Origin of the sequence: Bacillus sp. SIMBA_074 (assembly GCF_046534555.1) — a bacterium.
In the GTDB taxonomy this organism is placed as follows: Bacteria; Bacillota; Bacilli; order Bacillales; family Bacillaceae_G; genus Bacillus_A; species Bacillus_A mycoides.
Genome location: NZ_JAWRYM010000011.1, coordinates 31,958 through 54,255, shown reverse-complemented (window position 1 = coordinate 54,255; position 22,298 = coordinate 31,958). Strand labels below are relative to the sequence as shown.

The 22,298-nt window shown below is 35.0% G+C and carries 28 protein-coding genes; 25 read left to right on the top strand and 3 right to left on the bottom strand.

Annotation, left to right across the window (positions count from 1 at the left end; all coding sequences use genetic code 11):
* Positions 1-301: 301 nt before the first annotated feature.
* A complete protein-coding gene (locus SB773_RS14280; protein ID WP_113735837.1) occupies positions 302-583 on the top strand; it encodes a hypothetical protein in 282 nt (93 codons plus the stop codon).
* Positions 584-982: 399 nt separating this feature from the next.
* Here SB773_RS14280 and SB773_RS14275 read toward each other — a convergent pair whose 3' ends face one another.
* Positions 983-1,477: a tyrosine-type recombinase/integrase gene (locus SB773_RS14275; protein WP_410590473.1), complete on the bottom strand. Its 495-nt coding sequence runs from the start codon at positions 1,475-1,477 to the stop codon at positions 983-985.
* Between SB773_RS14275 and SB773_RS14270 the strand changes: the two genes are divergently transcribed.
* The 10 genes from SB773_RS14270 to ltaS all read left to right on the top strand — a co-directional run bounded on the left by SB773_RS14270 (position 1,454) and on the right by ltaS (position 9,310).
* Complete coding sequence (locus tag SB773_RS14270; RefSeq protein WP_410590471.1) at positions 1,454-1,705, top strand: hypothetical protein; 252 nt, start codon at positions 1,454-1,456, stop codon at positions 1,703-1,705. The two genes, SB773_RS14275 and SB773_RS14270, sit on opposite strands and share 24 nt — an antisense overlap.
* Before the next feature lie 344 nt (positions 1,706-2,049).
* Positions 2,050-2,313 (top strand): hypothetical protein, encoded by a 264-nt coding sequence (locus tag SB773_RS14265; protein WP_410590469.1) that lies wholly within the window; start codon positions 2,050-2,052, stop codon positions 2,311-2,313.
* Positions 2,314-2,368: 55 nt separating this feature from the next.
* Complete coding sequence (locus SB773_RS14260) at positions 2,369-2,599, top strand: hypothetical protein (RefSeq protein WP_002185618.1); 231 nt, start codon at positions 2,369-2,371, stop codon at positions 2,597-2,599.
* 43 nt (positions 2,600-2,642) lie between these two features.
* Positions 2,643-2,936, top strand: a complete 294-nt coding sequence (locus SB773_RS14255) for a hypothetical protein (RefSeq protein ID WP_113735840.1) — start codon at positions 2,643-2,645, stop codon at positions 2,934-2,936.
* 11 nt (positions 2,937-2,947) lie between these two features.
* On the top strand, positions 2,948-3,355 hold the full coding sequence (locus tag SB773_RS14250) for a hypothetical protein (protein WP_410590466.1): 408 nt from the start codon (positions 2,948-2,950) through the stop codon (positions 3,353-3,355).
* Positions 3,356-3,387: 32 nt separating this feature from the next.
* Positions 3,388-3,588 (top strand): hypothetical protein, encoded by a 201-nt coding sequence (locus SB773_RS14245; RefSeq protein ID WP_002129884.1) that lies wholly within the window; start codon positions 3,388-3,390, stop codon positions 3,586-3,588.
* Positions 3,589-3,877: 289 nt separating this feature from the next.
* Complete coding sequence (locus tag SB773_RS14240; RefSeq protein WP_410590464.1) at positions 3,878-4,414, top strand: CopG family transcriptional regulator; 537 nt, start codon at positions 3,878-3,880, stop codon at positions 4,412-4,414.
* Between the two features lie 5 nt (positions 4,415-4,419).
* Positions 4,420-4,548 carry a hypothetical protein gene (locus SB773_RS14235; RefSeq protein ID WP_410590462.1) on the top strand — a complete coding sequence of 43 codons (129 nt, stop codon included), beginning with the start codon at positions 4,420-4,422 and terminating at the stop codon, positions 4,546-4,548.
* Positions 4,549-4,759: 211 nt separating this feature from the next.
* On the top strand, positions 4,760-6,385 hold the full coding sequence (locus SB773_RS14230) for an ABC-F family ATP-binding cassette domain-containing protein (RefSeq protein ID WP_131247686.1): 1,626 nt from the start codon (positions 4,760-4,762) through the stop codon (positions 6,383-6,385).
* 951 nt (positions 6,386-7,336) lie between these two features.
* Positions 7,337-9,310 carry a lipoteichoic acid synthase gene (ltaS, locus tag SB773_RS14225; RefSeq protein WP_289404072.1) on the top strand — a complete coding sequence of 658 codons (1,974 nt, stop codon included), beginning with the start codon at positions 7,337-7,339 and terminating at the stop codon, positions 9,308-9,310.
* A 47-nt stretch (positions 9,311-9,357) separates the two neighbouring features.
* On the opposite strand, the gene SB773_RS14220 is transcribed toward ltaS, so the two are convergent.
* Positions 9,358-10,806 carry a DHA2 family efflux MFS transporter permease subunit gene (locus SB773_RS14220; protein WP_113735843.1) on the bottom strand — a complete coding sequence of 483 codons (1,449 nt, stop codon included), beginning with the start codon at positions 10,804-10,806 and terminating at the stop codon, positions 9,358-9,360.
* Between the two features lie 173 nt (positions 10,807-10,979).
* Between SB773_RS14220 and SB773_RS14215 the strand changes: the two genes are divergently transcribed.
* Both SB773_RS14215 and SB773_RS14210 read left to right on the top strand, forming a co-directional pair.
* Positions 10,980-11,525 carry a TetR/AcrR family transcriptional regulator gene (locus SB773_RS14215; protein WP_113735844.1) on the top strand — a complete coding sequence of 182 codons (546 nt, stop codon included), beginning with the start codon at positions 10,980-10,982 and terminating at the stop codon, positions 11,523-11,525.
* Positions 11,526-11,633: 108 nt separating this feature from the next.
* Positions 11,634-12,059 carry a WapI family immunity protein gene (locus tag SB773_RS14210; RefSeq protein WP_113735845.1) on the top strand — a complete coding sequence of 142 codons (426 nt, stop codon included), beginning with the start codon at positions 11,634-11,636 and terminating at the stop codon, positions 12,057-12,059.
* A 44-nt stretch (positions 12,060-12,103) separates the two neighbouring features.
* On the opposite strand, the gene SB773_RS14205 is transcribed toward SB773_RS14210, so the two are convergent.
* Positions 12,104-12,931, bottom strand: a complete 828-nt coding sequence (locus SB773_RS14205; protein ID WP_113735846.1) for a peptidoglycan-N-acetylglucosamine deacetylase — start codon at positions 12,929-12,931, stop codon at positions 12,104-12,106.
* A gap of 218 nt (positions 12,932-13,149) precedes the next feature.
* On the opposite strand from SB773_RS14205, the gene SB773_RS14200 reads away from it, so the two are divergent.
* The 12 genes from SB773_RS14200 (at position 13,150) to SB773_RS14145 (ending at position 22,294) form a co-directional block, all read left to right on the top strand.
* Positions 13,150-13,818, top strand: a complete 669-nt coding sequence (locus SB773_RS14200; RefSeq protein WP_113735847.1) for a hypothetical protein — start codon at positions 13,150-13,152, stop codon at positions 13,816-13,818.
* Positions 13,819-13,966: 148 nt separating this feature from the next.
* Positions 13,967-14,650 carry a DNA alkylation repair protein gene (locus tag SB773_RS14195; protein ID WP_113735848.1) on the top strand — a complete coding sequence of 228 codons (684 nt, stop codon included), beginning with the start codon at positions 13,967-13,969 and terminating at the stop codon, positions 14,648-14,650.
* Between the two features lie 16 nt (positions 14,651-14,666).
* Positions 14,667-15,368: a nucleotidyltransferase domain-containing protein gene (locus tag SB773_RS14190; protein WP_113735849.1), complete on the top strand. Its 702-nt coding sequence runs from the start codon at positions 14,667-14,669 to the stop codon at positions 15,366-15,368.
* 15 nt (positions 15,369-15,383) lie between these two features.
* Positions 15,384-15,929, top strand: coding sequence for a GNAT family N-acetyltransferase (locus tag SB773_RS14185; protein ID WP_289404069.1), 546 nt, complete (start codon positions 15,384-15,386; stop codon positions 15,927-15,929).
* Between the two features lie 33 nt (positions 15,930-15,962).
* The gene (locus SB773_RS14180) at positions 15,963-16,463 is read left to right on the top strand and encodes a GNAT family N-acetyltransferase (protein WP_113735851.1); all 501 of its coding nucleotides are present in this window, start codon (positions 15,963-15,965) and stop codon (positions 16,461-16,463) included.
* A gap of 86 nt (positions 16,464-16,549) precedes the next feature.
* The gene (locus SB773_RS14175) at positions 16,550-17,488 is read left to right on the top strand and encodes a DMT family transporter (RefSeq protein WP_289404068.1); all 939 of its coding nucleotides are present in this window, start codon (positions 16,550-16,552) and stop codon (positions 17,486-17,488) included.
* Positions 17,489-17,549: 61 nt separating this feature from the next.
* On the top strand, positions 17,550-17,975 hold the full coding sequence (locus tag SB773_RS14170; protein ID WP_113735875.1) for a GNAT family N-acetyltransferase: 426 nt from the start codon (positions 17,550-17,552) through the stop codon (positions 17,973-17,975).
* Between the two features lie 99 nt (positions 17,976-18,074).
* A complete protein-coding gene (locus SB773_RS14165; protein ID WP_113735853.1) occupies positions 18,075-18,683 on the top strand; it encodes a hypothetical protein in 609 nt (202 codons plus the stop codon).
* Positions 18,684-18,703: 20 nt separating this feature from the next.
* On the top strand, positions 18,704-19,951 hold the full coding sequence (locus SB773_RS14160; RefSeq protein ID WP_131247662.1) for a glutathionylspermidine synthase family protein: 1,248 nt from the start codon (positions 18,704-18,706) through the stop codon (positions 19,949-19,951).
* 187 nt (positions 19,952-20,138) lie between these two features.
* Entirely contained in the window at positions 20,139-20,939 is an 801-nt protein-coding gene (locus tag SB773_RS14155; RefSeq protein ID WP_410590617.1) for an AAC(3) family N-acetyltransferase, read from the top strand.
* A 12-nt stretch (positions 20,940-20,951) separates the two neighbouring features.
* Positions 20,952-21,647, top strand: a complete 696-nt coding sequence (locus SB773_RS14150; protein ID WP_113735856.1) for a phosphopantothenoylcysteine decarboxylase domain-containing protein — start codon at positions 20,952-20,954, stop codon at positions 21,645-21,647.
* A gap of 173 nt (positions 21,648-21,820) precedes the next feature.
* Positions 21,821-22,294: a tetratricopeptide repeat protein gene (locus SB773_RS14145; RefSeq protein WP_113735857.1), complete on the top strand. Its 474-nt coding sequence runs from the start codon at positions 21,821-21,823 to the stop codon at positions 22,292-22,294.
* Positions 22,295-22,298 lie beyond the last annotated feature (4 nt).

Sequence of the window (22,298 nt, the reverse complement as noted above, 5' to 3'; positions counted from 1 at the left end):
TATATAAAATATGAAATGAAAAAATACGACGGGCTTTTTTCGTATATTCGTATTATAACCTATCTTGGTTATAGATTCCAAAAGTTATTTTCTATACATATATCTTGTGTTTTATTTTGAAACTATTAAGGATAAATCTAAAGTAATCATGACTTACTATGTTTTGAAGTGTGCGAAATGATTGATACGTATGAGAGCGTACGTTTATCTAAGTCTATCGTGTAATTGTTAATTCTTATGCAACAAAAAATAATTATTGTTTACTCCTTAAAATGGTAAAATCATATTTGGAGGTATAATTATGAAAAAATTTAGTATATTGTCAATAGTTTTGATTTTCATAGGACTATTATTATTCGGATTAAATTGGATAATAGATGGCTATTCTGAACCGATTGTCCTTTTTAGTTTTATTTCTTTTTTAGTTGGAATTGTACTAAGTTTTATAGCAGTTGCTAAACGGGAAAAAGGAACATTAAAATTCATATCACTTATTTCTTTCTTCGTTGTGATGTTTTTAATTACTTGGTTTGAACCATTTCAGGTACTTCGAATTATTACTTGGCTAAAAAATGTTTCTTAACAGCGAAAAAGTCGAAAGTATAAAAACGGGAAACCCAAATATAAGGGTTTCCCTCTAATTTACTCAATTATCAATATTAAAATTTAACAGAGCCTATTTATAAACTATATCGTATAATTCGAATGTAAGTATTGATGTAAACTCTTGTAATATTTCCGATGAAACGGCGAATCCCTTGCGGCTCTAAGGGTTTACAATGATTAATATGTAACTAAGTAGGTTACATCTGTTTGCGTATACGGGAATTAACCGAGGGATATGCGTATGAATTACGATAGGCCTACGTTGAGTTATCGCCTTTATACTAGCTGGAAAGGCCGTGAGAAAGACCGATCTCCTAAACCAATGGGTCGCATGATAAATAAAAAGACCGACCAAAAGCGGCCGATCCTTCACGCATTATAATACGAATTCGTTTAAACTGTTTTCGATTTCTTCGCTAGTAATTCCGATATATGTCAATGTAACGTGCGGGTGTGAATGGTTTAATATCGTTTGAAGTTTCGCAACGTCCTTCGTTTGCTTATAGAACCAATAACCGAACGTTTTTCTCATCGTATGGGTTCCAATGCTTTCTACTTCTGCGAAGTCTGCGGCTTTTTGTAACTGTAGATATGCCTGCGTTGTCGTAATCGGCTTATCACCTTTTCTTGACGGAAATAACCATTCACTATCGTTAGATTTCGCATAGGCTTGTATTTCTTCGTATATGTTTAATAGATTAACTTCACGGACTTTCTTTGTTTTTCCCTCTGAAACTTTTACGATCTTTTTACGAATAACATCCGATGTTTTTAACTTCAAAAGATCTCCGACACGTAATCCTATATTAATACCGATAAGGAATAATATGTAATCTCTTTCAGAACAATGACGTTTCAAAGCCCACTTCATATCCTCTATTTGTTCTTTACTGAGGATCTTATCCAACTTCGCGGAAATATTATGTTTGGAGCGACACCAGAACGATCTGCGGAAAACCTGGTGAAATTAGTCGAAAAGGCGTCAGTACATCCGAACCTAGCGAAGCAAGTGCAAGAAGAATACCTTTCATTAGGCGCAGCGATCGCGCAACGTGTAGGCAATACCGAACAAGGCTTAATTTACGCCACTCTTTACTAAATGGCCATAACAATCTAAACAAGGCAACAAAGTCAGACGGATACGAAGAAGCAAACCAAATCCTGGCGGCTATTTCCGAAGCGGAAAAAGCGCAGTTTTTCAGCGGTGCAAAGTATGATCAAGTATTCTCGGAGATCAGCGGCGATACTATCTTAAAACAATTCGCAAATGATAGCGAAAGATATTTCGATGTGCATCGCGAAAGAGTGTTACGAGTACAGATGCAGAACTCAGACATGCAGAACGCGGCAATCACTGAATGATAGCGTTAATATATTTGTGTCACGTGCTGGCGGTGGCGGCTTTTATCGCTGCTGCTGCGCTTGATCACGTAGAACATAAACATGCAGAACAAAACCAACCGCACAAAGTCAAAACAGGCGATCAAAAAACAAGGGAAATCAAAGGGGAAATCGATACATAATGTAGTAGCGGCCGCACGCGTAAGGTTTGGCGGCAATTATCTTGTAATGAATACGCAAACGTACAACGATCCGCACTGGAAAGCGATCTATAACACGGCGAAAGGCGACGCGGGCATGTCTTCACACGAACGAAGAAAACAAGCGCCACAAAGTCTATCAGAAGGCGGGAAAAATCTAATGTAAAAATAATTTCACATATCAGATTATAAAACAAAATAAAGAAAAGGAAGCGATAACTATGAACGGAGTAAAGAAAACGTTTTTAAGTTTAGAGAATGCGGTGATTGTCGAGGAAATCGGCCGTAAATTATTTAATAATGAAGAGATAATGCCAAATGATTATTCAAAGTTGGCGAGGATCACAGAAGATGACGAAGGGGCAACGATTACTGAAACGGCACTATTAAATGCGGTTTGGAATGCGCGAGAACTACAAAAAGAGATTTCGAGACTGAAAGGCGATGCTTAACGGTGTCGCTCTTTTTATTTAATTAACGAAGGAGTTGCGACATATGCAACTTAGATATCACGGCCAACACGTAACGATCACGGGTGACGAAGATATATTACAACGCGCAGGAGTCGAAATAGGAGCGACACCACTACGAAAAGGTGAAATGCCGACAACATACGAAGAATTGCGCTATTTCTATGAACAGGCATATCGGAAATCAACAAGAAATCACGCAATTCTGTACGCTATTGCACGGGTGAATTATATTGTGCAGAACGATTACAGGGATAAAACGAAGATAGATAAGCAAGAAACGAAAACAAATAACTGGAGAAAGGAAGCGAAAGCATGAGAAACGATAATATGAAAGATACACATAGTATCGAAGCAGCGAACGCTCATATCGATGCCTACGTGATCAGCAACGAGGACTGGCACGACGCGGACGACGCGAAAAAGATTCGTTTGATGAATGCAGCAGGGCGAACGCTATCGACAAAATTCAAGGGCGTAACGATCCCCAATAATGCTATTTATGAATTTTCTGCGTATCTCGCTATTGTATACAACGACACGAATCGAATGCAGCAGCAGGGAATCGCATCTTTCAGCATTACGGGCGTCGGCTCATTCACATTCAAAGAAAATAACGTTTCTAGTGCGATTGGGCAACCGTTATCGGAACTTATCCCCGACAGTGTGTTACAATTAATCGAAGCGGAAAGCGAGGATCTCCAATTGACTGGACGTGTGATCGGTTGGACAGTTTAAGAGGGTTGTATAAAAAGGGAGATGGCGCAAAGATGGTGAGATCAAAAGAGAATGATTTAACGGAGAAATTGGCAGAAGGTCACCGAGAATATGGTGACGGCAACTTTACAGTACAGAACATCGGTGATGAAACTAACCCGAATTGGACTGTCGTAAAAAATGTGAGGAAGGGATCGGCGGGCATCCGTGAAGGCGAAGATATATTTAGCCTGCGATCAAAATATATAAAATAGTGCGGAGATGGGCGGGCATCACTTCGCCTGTCTTTATTTTTATAGACTATATGCGAAAAGTAAGATGCTGAGATTAAAGAATCTAGGCTATTAACTTTGCTCCATGGATATAGTACCGTTTAACTGCGTACTACTTCGTTTTAAGTAGATTAAGAGACGGGCGAAAGTATGATGAACGGCAGATTTGCTACACCTTTTTTATTTTTCATGTGATATATTTAAAAATAATATTGTAAAAATCAAATAAAACAATATTAAGCAAGTTGCGTAATAAAAGGGAGAGGATCATGTGAAAATTGAACAAGTACTAGCGTTGTTGAAAAAAAGTAACGCTAAGGAAGCTGGAAAAGAAATTGGCATGTGTGATAAAAGGTTGTTAAGGGGGTTAAAAAACGCGGGGTATGAATATAGTAAAAAAGGCGATATAGGTTGGTATTTTACAGGAGAAGGAGAGGCTCCTTTAAAAACGGATATTCGAGAATTTATAGCGGTCGCGGATGATACGAAGCTGGAAACTACAAACACTACCTTTACGCAAAAAGACATAAATACCTTACGAAAAATGTTAGGGGAATGGGGTCCGATTAAAAACGCAGTTAATGAGATCATACAAGAAAAGGATTTGGCGCAGAAAAATACAAGTCCGATTCATTCGTTGCATGAGCGCATTAGAGAAAGTGGGTCGAAAGAAAAGGTTAGCAGGACGGTGAACCTTGACAAGGGGACATGTTCGAAATTAGGTAGAGTCGAAGATAAGCATCGTTTAAATCGTGATGAAATTGTAGAGATTGCGCTCTATGAATTCTTCGAGAAGTATAAGGTGTAATAGCGGTGAGAGGGACGTGGGATTTGTTATCTACATCTTTTTTCGGCTATAATTGCGGAAAAATCCGCTGGGAAATTACGTTGTTAGATACTTTAATAGTAGCAATTCTTGTGATTATATTGCTAGGTGTTTAGCGTATTAAATTATTAATGGATTTTAGAGGAGATTTTTAAATAATTCTTTAAAAAAAGTAATAAAACAACTTATATCATAATTATAAGTTGTAATGATAAGCATGTTCTAGTAGAATTGTTTACAGATGAAAATAAAGGAATCGTAAATTACGGATTTCTGTTAAAATTGGAGAAGGGTTGAGAAACCCTAGGTATTAGTAGGAGGACACAAATGATTACAGTAAGTAACGTTAGTTTGCGTTTCGCAGATCGCAAATTATTTGAAGATGTTAACATAAAATTCACGCCAGGTAATTGCTATGGTTTAATTGGAGCAAACGGTGCTGGTAAATCAACATTTCTAAAGATTTTATCTGGAGAAATTGACCAATCAACGGGTGACATACATATTACGCCAGGTGAGCGTCTAGCAGTATTAAAACAGAATCACTTCGAATATGAAGAGTTCCCTGCACTAGAAACAGTAATGATGGGTCACACACGTCTTTATAAAGTAATGCAAGAGAAAAATGCAATTTACATGAAAGAAGACTTTAGTGATGAAGATGGCATGCGTGCTGCAGAACTTGAAGGTGAGTTCGCTGAGCTAAACGGTTGGGAAGCTGAGTCAGAAGCTGCAATCCTTCTAAAAGGGTTAGGTATTGGTGAAGATATTCATGATAAAAAGATGTCTGAATTAACAGGGGCAGAGAAAGTAAAAGTATTACTTGCTCAAGCTTTATTCGGTCAACCTGACATTCTATTACTAGATGAGCCTACCAACCATTTGGACTTAAAAGCGATTCAATGGTTAGAAAACTTCTTAATGAACTTTGAAAATACAGTTATCGTTGTATCCCATGACCGTCACTTCTTAAATAAAGTATGTACGCACATGGCTGACCTTGATTTCGGTAAAATTCAATTATACGTTGGTAACTATGACTTCTGGTATGAATCAAGCCAATTAGCATTAAAACTAACGCAAGATTCTAACAAGAAAAAAGAAGAAAAAGTAAAAGAGTTACAAAACTTTATTGCACGCTTTAGCTCAAATGCATCTAAAGCGAAACAGGCAACTTCTCGTAAAAAATTGTTAGATAAAATTACATTAGATGATATTAGACCATCATCACGTCGTTATCCGTTCGTTGGTTTCACACCAGAACGTGAAGTAGGAAATGACCTATTAACAGTTGAAGGTATTTCGAAAACGATTGATGGCGAAAAAATATTAGATAATGTGAACTTCACTTTAAATAAAGGTGATAAAGTTGCATTTATCGGACGTAACGATATTGCGATGACAACATTATTTAAAATTCTTATGGGTGAAATGGAGCCAGATAGCGGTTCATTCAAATGGGGTGTAACAACATCTCAAGCTCATTTCCCAAGAGATAACTCTGAGTACTTCGAGAACAGTGATTACACTTTAATTGATTGGTTACGTCAGTTCTCTCCACAAGATGAATCAGAAAGTTTCTTACGTGGTTTCTTAGGCCGTATGCTATTCTCTGGTGAAGAAGTAAAGAAAAACGTTTCTGTTTTATCTGGAGGAGAAAAAGTTCGCTGTATGTTATCTAAAATGATGTTAAGCGGTGCAAACGTATTAACACTTGATGATCCGACGAACCATTTAGACCTTGAGTCTATTACAGCATTAAACAACGGTTTAATCACATTTAAAGGAACATTACTATTCACTTCTCATGACCATCAGTTCGTACAAACAATTGCAAACCGTATTATCGAAGTAACGCCAAACGGTGTAGTTGATAAGGTAGCAACGTATGATGAGTTCTTAGAAAATGAAGAACTTCAAAAACAAGTTGATGCAATGTACAAAGGTCAATAATAAATGATTAAAACCCTCGCTTTCTTTTATGAGAGCGGGGGTTTTGTTGAAAAGAAATACTATTTTTTGATTTAAATATAGGATGGTACTAAAATGAATAATTATTCAAGAATAACATTAATGATGGTGAAGGATTTTGATGTTGCACTTGAAAAAGATTTGAAGCATGGATAAACCCAAAACTGATGAAGAAATGATTTTTTACGTTGGAAGGAACAAATAAAGTAACAAAAAATACTTCTTGTTGATCATCGTGGCGGAAAAGATTATCGAGCAATTGGGGAATATATCGAAATGAATCGTCCTAAAAAAAATTAGTATTTACATTAAAAACGCCGCAGTTTAGTGAATTATTAGATAAAAACACAGTTGAAATAAAAGAGAAACAACAAGGATCTGAAATGATATTTTCACAAAATATAATCGTTGCTCATGAAAAAGATTTGACAAAATATGATGTTGAAAAAGCTTTAAAGGGGTGTCATGATGGCTCTGAACATAGTTGGAATTAATATTCATGGGACTGAAAGAATTGTTTAAAGAAGAGGGAATAGCTACAAAGGATGATAAACGGTAGTAGAAAAAGTGTAGTTTGAGCAAATTGCCCAAACTACACTTTTTATTTTATGAAATTGGGTAGTTTACATGAATGTACCAAAATTGGAGATAGATTAGTTTGCAAATGAGGAAATAAAGGATTATAGTTTGTGGAGTCATAATTAGTGGATGAGCCCCTGGGAGAAAACAGGAAATGTTACAAATGTGTTTTGTTAAATAGAAACCAAGGTCAAAATGTTTAAAAAGAAATAGTTGAATAAATAAAAGCTACAAATTATAATTACTAATATTCTTCATATAGTTAAACAAATAAAATCTATTTGAAGAAGAAAAATTGAATAGAGAGACAGACTTATATAAAATAAGCCTTGGATGATCAAAAGAGGTGGAGAGATGCAACAATTTTTATTGAAGAGTAAACGAGTATTAAGTAATCATTTTGGATTTTTCGTATTTGCCGTTATTTTACTTTGGTTAAAAACATATGCCGCATATGTGACAGAATTTAATTTAGGGATATCGAACACAATCCAAAAGTTCTTACTGTTTTTCAACCCGTTAAGCTCAGCAGTTCTATTTTTAGGGCTCGCATTATTCGCAAAAGGGAAACGAGCTTACATTTGGTTAATTATTATTAATTTGCTAATGTCTATACTTTTATACGCAAACGTAGTATATTATCGCTTTTTCAGCGACTTTATTACGTTCCCGACATTAACACAATCGAATAACTTTGGAGATTTAGGTGGTAGTATTTTTGCATTGCTACACTTATATGATCCACTATATTTCTTAGATACAATCATTTTAATTGTTTTAGTCGCAACGAAATTTGTAAATCCTAAACCAATCCGTGTTGCGAAGCATAAATTATCTCTAGTATTTGTAGCAGGTATTTTATTCTTTAGCGCTAACTTAGGTCTGGCAGAATCTGACCGTCCTGAGTTATTAACTAGAACATTTGACCGCAATTATATCGTGAAATATTTAGGGGCGTACAACTTTACGATTTATGATGGTATTCAAAGTGCGAAAGCATCAACAGAACGAGCATTAGCGGATGGAGATAATATGACAGAAGTTAGAAACTATCTTACATCAACTTATGCAAGTCCAAATCCTGAGTATTTCGGTAAAGGAAAAGGAATGAACGTAATTTATATTCATTTAGAGTCATTCCAAAACTTTTTACTAAACTATAAACTAAATGGTCAAGAGGTTACACCATTCTTAAACTCATTTACAAAAGATGCGAATACGTTATACTTTGATAACTTCTTCCATCAAACAGGACAGGGTAAAACATCTGATGCGGAGTTCATGTTAGAGAACTCAATGTTTGGATTACCACAAGGATCTGTTTTTACAAATAAAGCTCATAACACGTATCAATCAGCACCAGCTATTTTAGGTCAACAAGGATACACATCAGCAGTGTTCCACGGTAACTACAAAACATTCTGGAACCGTGATGAAATTTATAAATCATTTGGTTTTAATAAATTCTTTGATGCGTCATACTACGATATGAATGAAAAAGATGTAGTAAACTATGGCTTAAAAGATAAACCGTTCTTTAATGAATCAATTCCGTTATTACAAACGTTGAAACAACCGTTCTATACGAAGTTCATTACGTTATCGAACCATTTCCCTTATCCGATTGATAAAGCGGAAGCAACGATTGAACCAGCTAAAACAGGTGATTCATCAGTAGATACGTACTTCCAAACAGCACGCTATTTAGATGAATCTGTAAAAGGATTCATTGATTACTTGAAACAATCTGGTTTATACGATAACTCAATTATCGTTATGTACGGTGATCATTACGGTATTTCAGATAATCATAGTGCAGCAATGTCTCAAATAATGGGTAAAGAAATGAACGCATTTGAAAATGCTCAATTACAACGTGTACCATTAATCATTCGCGTACCAGGAATGGAAGGCGGCGTACAACATCAATACGGCGGAGAAATTGACGTTCTTCCAACGTTATTACACTTACTAGGTACAGATACGAAAAATTATGTCCAATTCGGATCAGATTTATTATCACCAGAGCATAAACAAGTCGTTCCGTTCCGTAACGGTAACTACGTAAGCCCAACAGTTACTGCACTTAACGGCAAATACTATGATACAGCGACTGGGAAACCAGTAGAATTTACAGATGAAATAAAACAAAATGAACAAATGGTTCAAAAATCACTAAAATACTCCGACCAAGTTGTTAACGGTGACTTATTACGATTCTACACACCAGAAGGATTTACACCGGTAGAACCTTCTAAATATAACTATAACAATCGTGATAAAGATAAAACGAAGGTGAAGACGACTGAAGACGGGGAAACGAAATAAATAATAAAAAATCCTACTCGTATAGAAAACGAGTAGGATTTTTTGTTTTAAGATTTACTTTCGGATTTTTGGAGTGCTACTTTTTTAGGCATAAAACATGCAAATATAAGTGCTACAAAAGAAAAGACTAACATAAATACGTAGGCATCACTTGAGCTGAAGATAGAAGCTAATTTCGTTACTTGCATAGCTGATATGCTTCCGTTCTCACTAGATAACTGTGAAGTATGTGAAGTGGATTGAATTGTATACACAGTGATAATGACTGCTGTTCCTATAGCACCTGCTAATTGACGTACGGTATTATTCACTGCGGAACCATGTGAACCCAGTTCTCTTGGTAAAGCGTTTAAACCTGCTGTATTTAAAGGCATCGAAATGAAACTTAGTCCAATGCGTAGAATAATGGTACGAACCATTAAATACATATAAGTGGTGGATTCGGTCAAATCAATTACACCCCATATCGATATAATGATACATATTAAACCTATAATAAAGAGTGGTTTTGCCCCATATTTATCAAACATTTTACCCGTTATAGGTGATAAGAATGCATTAATTACAGCTCCAGGTAATAGAAGTAAACCTGATTCAAAAGCAGTAAAACCTCGTCCGTTTTGCAAGTAAATCGGTAAAAGAATTAAATCAGCATACATAATCATCGTAATGAGTACGTTAATGACTGATGTAAGAGTGAAAATTTTATACTTAAATACGGATAAATTTAATAGTGGATCGCTAGACTTTATTTGACGTAAACAGAATAGAGTTGTAACAATTATTCCGATGATAATTGTAGTAATAACAACTGGATGATCCCATCCTTTACTTCCTGCACTACTAAATCCGAATATAATACAACCAAAGCCAATCGTTGATAAAATGACACTTACGATATCTAATTTTGCTTTTGTTGTCTCAGCGACATTCATTAAATATTTTAGCGCGAGAATAATAACGATTAATACAAATGGAGCGAATCCAATAAATAACCATCTCCATGATACATATTCAATAATAAAGCCAGATAATGTTGGAGCGATCGCTGGCGCAAAAATTATGGCGAAACCGATGGTTCCCATAATACTGCCACGCTTTTCACTAGGGTATAAATATAAAATAACTGTCATCATTAGTGGCATAATAATTCCTGCCCCAACTGCTTGAATCATTCTTCCTGTTAACAAAATGCCAAAATTCATGGCACATGCACAAAGAACAGTCCCAATTAACAAGGAGAGCATTGAGCTAATAAACAGCTGCCTTGTTGTAAATCGTTTCATTAAAAATGCAGTAATTGGCACTAGAACGCCATTTATGAGCATAAAGCCTGTTGATAGCCATTGTACGGTTGCAGCTGTAACATCAAATACTTCCATTAAATTACTCATCGCTACATTTAATAGCGTCTGATTTAATGTTGATAAAAAACAACCGGAAATGAGCACAATTAATATAATTTTTTTATTTCTTTCTGATATTTCCTTTTGCATTGGTAAACTCCTTCATTGTTGTCTTGATTTATCGACATTGTGTCGATAAAATTAATGGTAACAAAATAAATTTTCTTTGACCATGAACAGTTTTATTGAAAATGTTCACTACTCGACATAGAAGGTATGCACTGTCGATAAAGTAAAGAGAAAATCTATAAAGGAGTTTCAAAATGTCTACACCTAAAAAAGAAGATCCTCGTACAGTTCGTTCAAGAGAAATGTTTAAAAATGCTGTTATTTCACTCTTATGTGAGAATTCTAGTATTTCAAGTTTAACGATTCAGAAAGTCGCAACAAAAGCAGGATTAAATCGAACAACATTTTACTTACACTATCAAGATATTCAAGATTTACTAGAACAAATTACGAATGAGATTTTAAATGAGCTGTCTAATAAAATTGTTGATTTAATGCATGCAAAAGATTTATCAGAAAAACAAAAGCTAACACAATTACTTGATTATTTATATCTCCACCGAAATTATTTATTTATATTATTTAAAACGAATCAATTTGAGGAGCAACTATTTTTATTTTTAAAAGAGTTAATAGAAACGAGAAGAGAGAATACGAAAAAGGATTTGCCAGATGATTATGTTGCGGTTGATATTAAAACAGCTTCATTGGTAGGTATTATCATGTGGTGGATAAGGAATGGACTTCACTTTAGTTCAGATTATATTGCAAATCAAATTTATTTTATGTACAAAGGGTAATAAATTTAAACCATTCATCCGTATTAAAAAACAATTAGTATAATTTTAAGTATCGGGATTAATAAAACTTTATAAAACAAAAGATCCAGAGATAGAAGGGGGATATTCATGAATTTTCAAAATGAAAAAATATCATTACATTTAGAGGTTGTAAATTACCAATATGCAGATGCAAAAGACGAGTGTGATAGAAATTGGTTAAGAGTAAAAGCGAGACTGTCAGAAGAAAATAAAGTTTTTGAAACGATGGATCCATTTTTACAAACTTTCGACTTACAGTACATGATAAAATGGTTTGAATCTTTACCAAACCCTACATATAACGAACTAGATTTCATCGAACCAAATTTAGCGTTTGAATTTATGGGAGAAAAAGAAGGGGAGTTTCATATTGTTATTCGCTTATCGCTGGAACTTAATCCTTCATGGTGTGAGGAAGAGGAGTACGAATTTTCTATCAGTATCACTCAAGATGATAGGGAGAATATTCTTCGTTCTATTGAAGAGCAGCGAAAGAAATTTCCAAAACGATAATAAAAAGACTTGATAACCTACTAGAGGAAATCAAGTCTTTTTTATTAAATACGATTATCATGCCAGAAGTTTAATGGGAAGTGTTCGTTCTCATGATAGCTTTCTAATTCATATCCTCTTTCTTTCAGCCCTTTAATAATTCCAGGTACTGCTTTAACTGATTGTGGATGAATATCGTGCATAAGGATAACTTCTGTTGGGTTTGTAGCACCATGTAGAACGTTTTCTACGATTTTAGCAGATGCAGCGTCTACTGGCATTTTGTTGTATTTCCAGTCTAATGAATCAATTGTCCAATCCCAAACTTTTAAACCATTTTCAACAGCTTTGTTGCGAAGCGCTTCATTTAACCCTGGCATTGAGCCGTAAGCTGGACGAGTTAATACTGGTGATTTGCCTAGAACGCCGGCGATTAAGCCTTGGTCTTCTTTCATTTCATCAACGTAATGACCTTCTGTGTAAAGCTTCTTGTAGTTATGAGTCATACTGTGCATCCCAACATAGTGGCCTTCAGCATCTTCACGTTTTACAAGATCAGGGAAAGCTTTTACGTTTGAACCAATTAGGAAGAATGTTGCTTTTGCATTTTCACTCTTTAACATATCTAAAAGCTCAGCTGTGTATTTTCCAGGACCATCGTCAAATGTTAAGTAAGCGACTTTTCTAACTTGCCCGTTATAGTGCTTTGGAGCTTCTTTCGGAGCAAGGGACGTTTGAATTTCACTTACAAGTTGAACAGATTTCGCTTCATCCTCTGTACTTGCTAGAGCGATATGTGTTGATCCGTAAGCAGCTTCGTATGTAAATAATACCCCAGCGCAAATCAACAGAGCCCTTTTCACTAAAGTTGTCATCCGAATTCCATTGTGCATAATTTTCCTACTCTCTATAAAAGTTCTACTCTACTATATTAGCAATTTTAGAGGGGGAAATGCAAAAAAACTTTTTTACAAGCGCAAAAAAGTTTGTTAAAAAGTATGTAAGATTTCACTGTTTTGCAGGTTTGAAAAAATGAAACAAGAATTAAATGAATGGAACTGTATGTAAAATGGTTTATTCATGTTTTTTGCTTTAGAAAGGAAGGATAAGTATGGAAAAACTAGCTTGTTTACATGCTCATCATTCAAATATTGAATACATTGACCGAGCATTGCAATCTTTTGGAATCGAAATACTCCATTTTGTAGATCCCATCTTATCATGCATATTAAAAAAAGATTGTGATTTTGAAAAAGAACAAGCACGAAATAATTTAAAAGATATTATAAAGTATATAGCCAAAAGTGATGTAGATACACTTTTATTAACTTGTACAGATTATATTACGCTATTAGATGAGAATTTCAAAATAGACATACCTATATTGAAAATTGATGAACCATTCTTTGAAATGATTTGTCAGGTTGAAGAGCCACAGACAATACTATTTACAAATAACCGTACTGTTTCAGGAACGATGGAACGTTTAAGACTATACGCTCAGCAGAATAATAAATCCATACAAGTAAAAGTAGAAGTGATAGAAGGGATATTTGAGTTAATTATGCAAGGTCGTAAAGAAGAGCATGATGCTAAATTAGAAAAGTATTTATATGAAATTATGAAAGATAGAAACGAAATGCTTTCAGTTGCACAATTATCTATGGTAGACGCTGCTACAAGGGTAGAAAATATAATAGGAAGGAACATAATAAACCCGTTGAATGCGTTAGAGGAGTATTGTATACAGAGCGTGAATGAACAACCGTGTGAAAAATAAGGAAGAGGATGTTTGTTGTTTTAAAATACATCAATAAAAATTTCACATACCGTATTAAAAAAATAAATATAGGAAAACCAAAAAGTAATGTAGAATATATCGTACATACATATATGAAGTCAACATAAAACATAAAAGAGGTGGATATATGTTACTTGAAGAAGTAATGCAGCAACTAGAGGAATATGGAACAGAGCAAAATCGTAAAACGTATAAAAACCATGGGGCGAAAGAGCCACTATTCGGAGTTAGTTTTGCAAATTTAAAATTGTTAAAAAAGAATATAAAAAAAGATCATGATTTAGCAATTTCATTATGGGAAACGAAAAATATGGATGCAATGACTTTAGCAACAATGATTTTAGATCCGAAGAAACTAACGTCAGATCAGCTAAATGAATGGGTTGGAGAAGTCGATTATTATTGTTTAATGGACGTTCTTATGACAGCTATATGTACGTCGCCAATCGCGATAGAAAGAATGGAAGAATGGACGAAGTCTGATGATGAATGGATTGGAAGAGCAGGTTGGTCATTATTAGCGAATATCGCTATAAAAAATAAAACGTTAGACGATGACTTTTTCTTACCGTATTTAGAAGAGATTAAAGTTCATATACATAATGAAAAAAATCGAAAAAGAGAAGCGATGAATAGAGCTTTAATTGCGATAGGGATTCGAAATGAAGCTTTAGAACAACAAGCAATTGAAATTGCACGCGAAATTGGAAAAGTAGAAGTTGATCATGGTGCGACGTCATGTAAAACACCAGATGCAGAATCCTATATGAAAAAGACAAGAGAAAGAGCTGAAAAAAAGAAAGTGAAATAAGAAAAGAGGAAAGGCTATGAAACCAATTGAAGCGGCACAAAGCATAATCACATCACAATTTCCGAATTGTGATGTTGCTTTACTAGGGGGAAGTGTTGCTAGAGGAGAGGCTACGAAAACATCTGACCTTGATATTGTAATATTCGACCAAAGTTTGTCATCTTGTTATAGAGAATCTTTCTATAGTAATGGGTGGCCTGTTGAAGTATTTGTACATAATTTTGAAACGTATAAAACCTTCTTTAAAAGTGATTGTGAGCGCGGGCGACCTTCATTACCTCAATTAGTTTCAGAAGGTATTGTGCTAAAAGGAAAAGATGAAATTGTAGAAATACTCAAAAGAGAAGCGAATGATTTATTAAATAAAGGACCAAAAAAATGGACAGAAGAAACGATGAAGCAGAAGCGTTATTTTATTACGGATACTTTGGATGACTTCATTGGTGCAACAAAGAGAGAAGAGGAATTGTTCATCGCGAATTTATTAGCTGATTTAGTACATGAATATGTTTTAAGGATAAATGGCCAATGGCTTGGAAATTCAAAATGGTTTATTAGAGTGTTAAGAAGGTATGACGAGCAATATGCAGAACATTTTGTAGCGGCTTTTGATCATTTTTATAAAACAGAGAAGAAAAATGAATTAATTAGTTTTATAGAAAATACGTTAGAGCAGTATGGAGGAAGAGTTTTTGAAGGGTTTTCTATCGGGAAATGAAAAGGGGATAGCAAAATGAATGTACCATTCGTTCAATTAAGAGAATTGACACAAGACGATGTAGAAGATCGATATAAATGGTCATTAGATACAGAAGTAACAAAGCATTTAGTTGTACCAGATCAATATCCACCGTTCACTCGTGAAGATACGAGAAGGTGGATTGAAATGTGTATAAGTCGAGAGAATGGTTATGAACAACGAGCTATCGTTACAAAGGAAGGTATACACATTGGATGGATAGACCTAAAAAACTTTGATAATACAAATAAAAATGCTGAACTAGGAATTGCAATTGGAAATAAAGAATATTGGGGTAAAGGGTATGGAATGGCAGCTCTATACAGTATGTTACAAATTGGCTTTTCTGAATTCGAATTAGAAAAAACTTGGCTACGAGTAGACGAAGATAATTTACAAGCTAGAAAGAGTTATGAAAACGCTGGATTTGTTTGCGAAGGACTAATGAGAAATGATCGATTACGTCAAGGTAAGTTCATACATCGCTATCGTTATAGTATGTTAAGAGAAGAATATCAATCTTTATTTAATAGTCTATAAAAATATTATGTAAACTTAAAGGGGGTAGGGAAAATGATTCGATTACTTTCTAAAGTAGATGCGGAGCAATATTGGGAGTTACGTTTACAGGCATTGCAAGTAAATCCAGAGGCATTTATAACAACTTATGAAGAAGCGGTGAGCCAGGAGAATCCTCTTGAGCGAGTTGCTAGTAATTTATCATCTAATAGTAGTTGTACATTTGGTGCTTTTAATGAAGAAAATCAATTAATTGGAGTTGTTACTTTATTAACGGAAGAGAAGCAGGCGTATAAACATAAAGGACATATTGTTGCAATGTATGTAGATGCACAAAACAGACGTAACGGACTGGCACGTGAGTTAATTGCAAATGCAATTCAAAGAGCGAGAGTAATAGAACTAGAGCAATTGAACTTAGGTGTTGTATCCACAAACGAACCAGCAAAAAAATTATACGAATCAATGGGCTTTAAAACTTATGGAATTGAAAAAAGAGCTATAAAGATAAATGGTGTGTATAGTGATGATGAATATATGGTGTTGTTTCTTTAAAGACCACATGTATAATGAAAATTAAGAATTTTAATTATATTCATTGTGTTATATAGTAGAAGAAAAATTATACAAGGGGTTTTACGATGAAAGCTATTGCAATAGGGATATTGGCATCGTTTTTCTTTGCCTTTACCTTTGTGTTAAACCGATCGATGGACTTAGAAGGCGGAAGTTGGATTTGGAGTGCATCATTACGGTATTACTTTATGGTTCCCATGCTATTACTAATTGTCATGTATAGAGGGAATTTAAAACAACTCTTTCAATACATGAAAAAAAATCCGAAAGAATGGTTGTTATGGAGTATTGTTGGATTTGGTCTCTTTTATGCACCGCTTAGTTTCGCAGGTGCGTTTGGGCCCGGGTGGCTTGTCGCTTCAACTTGGCAAATTACGATAGTTGCAGGGATTTTGTTAACACCATTTTTCGCGGTTGACCCATTACATAAAAAACTTCCAATGAAGGAATTAGTAATGTCAGGCATTATTTTATTCGGTGTTGTTCTCATGCAAGTAGAACACGCTTCTTCTTTAGGGATTCGTGAAACCGTTTTATGTGTAGTTCCTGTACTCATTGCAGCGTTTGCGTATCCACTTGGAAATAGAAAGATGATGCAAGTATGTAAGGGCGAATTAGATGTCTTCCAACGAGTTCTCGGTATGACATTAGCAAGTTTACCATTTTGGTTTTTACTATCTGGTTACGAAGTATCTACTAACGGATTACCGTCAAGTAGCCAAGTTATCCAATGTTTTATCGTAGCAATTAGTTCTGGATTAATTGCGACAGTATTATTTTTCTTTGCGACAGATCTTGTAAAAGACGATCCGCAAAAACTAGCAACCGTTGAAGCGACACAGTCTGGTGAAGTTTTATTTGCATTAGTAGGAGAGCTCATCTGGCTATCTGCCCCAATTCCGTCATCATTATCTTGGGTTGGAATGAGTCTCGTTATTGTCGGCATGATATTGCATAGTTATGTAGCTGTAGTTGTAAAAAAAGCGGAAAAAATAACGGCGTAAAAAGATTAGCTCTTTTTCATAAAGAGCTAATCTTTTTTCATAGAAAGGATATGGAAGTATGATGTTACAGCGTGTAGAGCATTTAGAAATAGATCCAATTAAGAGGGTATTAAAGTATGCGACCGGTCCGAGTGAAGTAAGCTTAATTAAAGCCGTTTTATTGTATGAAAACGATCATGCAGTACTATATAAATATGGGAATATGGGGTGCATAGGTATTGTATTAATTGATACAAATAGAGCGAGAATGTGTCACATAGCTGTTGATGAAATATATCGTCATCAAGGAATTGCACTTCAAATGATAAGAGAAATAATTAGGAAGTATGAGTTGACATATATAGAGGCAGAGACAGACGAAGAGGCAGTCGAATTTTATAAAAAGTGTAGGTTTAAGATTAAAAGTCTGGGAGAAAAATATCCGGGGGTGGAAAGATTTCATTGCTATCTCGAGAATGAACAGTTTAAAAGTATGCGAAATATGTAATTTTACATATTTAGTTTAGTTTGAAAAAAATGATGATTACATTATATAATAAAGGTAATTGGTAAAATATAGATAAACAAGAAATTAGGTGTATAACACATGAGAATGGATAAAAGCAAATTTGTGAAAATTGCAGCTTCAATAGGAGTGTCATCTTTTTTATTAACAGGATGTGCTGATAATGATGAAGAGAGCGCACAAAAAGAAAGTAGTGCGGTAAAAACAGATGGTACGAAGCAAGAAAGCAAACAAGAAGCATTAAATTGTGATGATAAAGCGCCAACGATAGAAAATATAGAAAAAGAAGAATTATGCAGAGATAATAATTCACCTGCTTCATTTAATAATGAGAGCTCCCATCTGCCAATACTTCCGTTCGTTGCTGGCTATTTACTAGCAAGTAAGACGTCGAATATGTATAGTAATGCGAAACCAAATCTTATAAAGAAACCATATGCAAATAATATTATTCCATACCGTGAAAAAGATGAACGGAGAACTGGTGGCAGCGGTGGTGGTGGGTATTACGGCGGAACTAGTAGCAACAATGATTCTTCAAAAAAAGTAGATTTAAATAAAGAACAACCGAATAGTTCAAATAAAGTAACAACAGATTCAAACACGTCAAAATCATCTACTACGCAAACGCCGAAAGTGAATTCTGGTTCAAGTGGAATTGGAAACGCAAAAGCACCAGCTGGATCCTAATTTGAAAGGATAATGGAGAAATGTATACAGAACAAGAACAGGAAGCGTATATGAAAGTATGGTTTTCTCTTGCAGAAGAGGCTAGTAGAAATGGATTTACGTGGCCAAGTCTTTTAGAGAATGAAGAATGGAATCAATATATGGCAACTGGTATGTACCGGATGCCAGTACGTACATATACTGCAATTTCTAAAGCGACGGAAGAAATTATGTATGTGTTATATAGAACGTATCAATATATTGTAAATACGACTGAAGATTTTCAAAAACTTGGATTCCCGCCTGAAACGTGGGAAATTGCGAGAATGAAACATACTGGTTTATTTTCATATTTTACAAGGTTTGACTTTATCGTAAATGGTGATGATATTAAATTAATAGAAGTAAATTGTGATACACCAACAGGTTATTTAGAACCGTCTGTCGCAAATGAAGTGTTGTGCCGTTATCACGATGTGAATCATCCGAATCACATTGAGGAGCATATTGTGCAGGCATGGGAACAAATTAAACATGATTACAAAATAAGTCCTGACGAAACGATTTATTTTACAAGCTACGATTGGCATGATGAAGATCATCAAACAGTTCAATTTTTAAGAAGTTATTGCTTAGATCAGTCCACGGAATATGTTGGCATACAAGATATCGTCGTTGCAGATGATGGTATATATACGCCAAGTGGTGAGCGAATCCATTATTTATATCGACTGTATCCAATTGAATATTTAGTTTCAGATATTGATAAAAATGGAAAAAGAATTGGTCTGCAATTTTTAAATCATATAGCGCAAGGAAGAGTGCGAATTATCAATCCACCGGCTGCTTTTGTTATGCAAAACAAAAGTGTACTCGCATTAATTTGGAAGCTTTATGAAGAAGTGGTTTTCTTTGAAGAAGAAGAGCGTAATATTATTAATAAATACTTCCTACCAACATATTTTACAAATAAGCCATTTTTAGAAAGAAATGAATCATATGTTTCTAAACCTTTATATGGCCGTGAAGGTGGAGGAGTATCTATATACGAAAATGATGAACTATTAGCTGAAGATCAAACAGAGTATTATTTTGAACAACGAAAAATATATCAGCAATACGTAGATATGCCTGATTATACAATTGATACATGGGATGGACCGTATACTGGTAAACTTCTTATCGGTTCTCATTGTATTAGCGGAAGAGCAGCAGGACTGTTTTTACGAGTAGGAGAAAGAATAACCGGGAATTTATCAATGTTTACTGGGGTTACGATTGAAGGGTAGCAACAGTTGAATTAAAAAGTAATTAACAAAGAGCCCATCATTTGTGAGGGGCTCTTTCATATGAGTATAAAGTTTAAATTAAGAGTGTAGGTGTATAGTAATCTAAATGATTATGTTAAAAATTAAGAAAAATATGATAATATATTTATGTATTAGTTTAAAGCAAAATGGGGGAACCATCGTGAAAATGAATGAAATAGTGGCGAGTACACAATTTCCAAATACAATTGAAACAATTACAAACGATTTAAAAGCATTAGGAGTAGAAAAAGGAATGACAATTATTGTTCATTCATCATTAAGTTCTCTCGGTTGGATATCCGGTGGGTCGGTGGCCGTAGTAGAGGCATTAATGAAGGTTGTTACGGAAGAGGGAACAATAATTATGCCAACACAATCTTCGGATTTATCCGATCCGAAACATTGGGGAAGACCACCTGTACCAGAAGAATGGTGGCAAGTTATTAGAGATAGCGTTCCGGCATTCAACCCAAATACAACACCAACAAGGGCAATGGGGAAAATAGTTGAGTGTTTTCGTACATATCCGAATGTATCGCGCAGCAATCATCCGCTAGGAAGTTTTGCCGCATGGGGGAAACATGCAGAGGAAATTACAATGAATCACTCGCTATCAATTAGCTTGGGAGAAGAATCACCATTAAGAAAAATATATGATTTAAATGGATACATATTATTAATTGGAGTCGGATATGATTCCAATACGTCTATGCACCTATCTGAAGTACGTACAGGTGCACGGGAATTAATAAAAGTAGGTGCACCTATTATAGAAAATGGTGTAAGAGTATGGAAAGAGTTTGTTGAAATGGACTACGAGTCTGATACGTTTGTAGAAATTGGAGTAGAGTTCGAACGGAAAGGAACTGTTACTCTTGGGAAGATAGGAAATGCAACGTGCCGCTTTATGAAGCAACGTGATGTAGTTGATTTTGGTGTAGAGTGGTTTCGTACGAAAAATCAGTAAGGGATGGTTATGATGAAGGGGAAAAAGATATTAATTACGAGTGGTGGCTGCCTAGAAAAATGGGATCAAGTACGCGGACATACAAATTTAGCAAAAGGTACGATTGGGAGAATTATGGCGGAAGAGCTTATGGCAAAAGGAGCACATGTTATATATTTACACGGTTATTTTGCGGAGAAGCCAAGTGATGTAAATAACCAATTAGAATTGCACCCATTTGAGGGGATTATTGATTTACAAGATAAGATGAAAAGTATTATCACACATGAAAAAGTAGATGCAGTTATTATGGCTGCTGCTGGTTCAGATTGGGTTGTCGAAAAGATTTGTGACCAAGATGGAACTGTTCTTAATATGAACGGAAAGATTTCAAGTGATATCGCACCGATTATTCATTTTCAAAAAGCACCAAAAGTATTAAAACAAATAAAGAATTGGGATCCAGAAACGATACTCGTCGGCTTTAAACTTGAAAGTGATGTAAATGAAGCAGAACTTATTGAAAGAGCAAGCAAAAGGATGGAAGATGCAAAAGCAAGTGTAATGGTAGCGAACTCACCGCATTCTTTATATTCTCGCGGGGCTGTGCATCACGTTATTGGACAAGATGGTACTGTGAAGTTATGTAATGGGAAAGATGAAACTGCAAAAGAAATTGTCAATATGTTAGAGCATTTATGCAATCTTATTACTGCTATGGAAATTTAAGCTTTTAGAAAGAGCTGTAGTCGCATAGTATATAATGGAGTTAATATTAAATTAGTGGGGGAACGTATCCCTCACTAATTATTAAATTGAATCAATAGAATAGGCCATTAGCTGCTCGTAAATGTGTAATACATGATATATACATAATGAACAATTTGTGAGGAGTGGATCCTATGGAACATTTATTAAAGCAAGCTATTAAACTTAGAAATGAAAAGAAATATGCGCAATCAAGAGATATACTAATTGGACTAACAAACTTTACGAGGGATGCAGAAGTGCTATATCAATGCGCTTGGATACATGATGCCATGGGTCTTGAAATGGAGGCGGTTCCGTATTATGAACAGGCAATTGCGAACGGACTTGATGGTGAATCCCTTCGCGGTGCGTATATCGGTCTTGGCAGTACGTATCGTTGTATAGGGGAATATGATAAAGCGATTACTGTATTAGAAGCAGGGATAAAGAAGTTCCCGGAAAATGATGTGATGAAAGTGTTTTTATCACTAGCAAAATACAATGTGAAAAATCATGAAGAAGCGATGAAATTATTGCTTGAAACGGTCGTAAAAATAGATGAGGTAAAAGAATTTGAACGTGCTATCTCATTTTATAAAGATAATTTAAATGAGGTCTTTAAATAAAGGA